Origin of the sequence: Halobellus sp. Atlit-38R (assembly GCF_003665925.1) — an archaeon.
Lineage (GTDB): Archaea > Halobacteriota > Halobacteria > Halobacteriales > Haloferacaceae > Haloquadratum > Haloquadratum inordinatus.
On sequence record NZ_QXIJ01000090.1, the window covers coordinates 1 to 690 of the forward strand.

At 60.6% G+C, this 690-nt stretch carries 1 protein-coding gene; it reads left to right on the plus strand.

Features of this window, described 5'->3' with window-relative positions; all coding sequences use genetic code 11:
- On the plus strand, positions 1-531 hold a 531-nt coding region (locus tag D3D02_RS18250; RefSeq protein WP_147435712.1), incomplete at its 5' end, for a sulfatase-like hydrolase/transferase.
- Between the last annotated feature and the right edge of the window lie 159 nt (positions 532-690).

A 690-nucleotide genomic window follows, 5' to 3' on the forward strand; every position in this document is an offset into this window, starting at 1 on the left:
CAGGCTCCGTTCACCAGTCCCTCCCACACGTCGATGCTGAGCGGTCAGCACCCGTTCAACCACGGCGTTCGCTGGCTGGTCGACTACCACACCGACGCGACAACGCTCCCAGAGATTTTCAAGGACGCGGGGTACAATACAGCAGGGTTCACCGGCGGCTATCCGCTTCCGACCGGGAACCTCGGCAAGGGGTTCGACACCTGGGAACATCACGCAGAGATCGAAGACCGGATGGAAGGTCGCCAAGACCTGGGCCCAGCAAACGTGCTGATCAACCGAGCGATAAACTGGCTGGACGACCACGAGGACGGGGACAACTTCGTGTTTATCCACTGCTTCGATCTCCACTTCACGCTCCGTTCGGAGTTCGGCAACGGCGAGACGCCGGCGTTCGACGACCAGCACGTCTACGAGAACGTCGAGCAGTACATTGGTCGGCAGGAACAGCGCAGTACATTGGTCGGCAGGAACAGCGCTACTACGAGGAGTCAGACTTCGTCGCTCGACAGATCGAACTGCTCCACGACCTGATCGATGTCGACGCCACCGTCATCACGGGCGACCACGGCTCGAAGATGCCGGGCGAACACGGCTACCCTTGGGTGTACGATTCGGAGGGAAACCGAGTCGGCTCCCAGTTCCGCGCCGTCGAATTGTACGACGAATTGATCCGCGTCCCGCTGATCATGG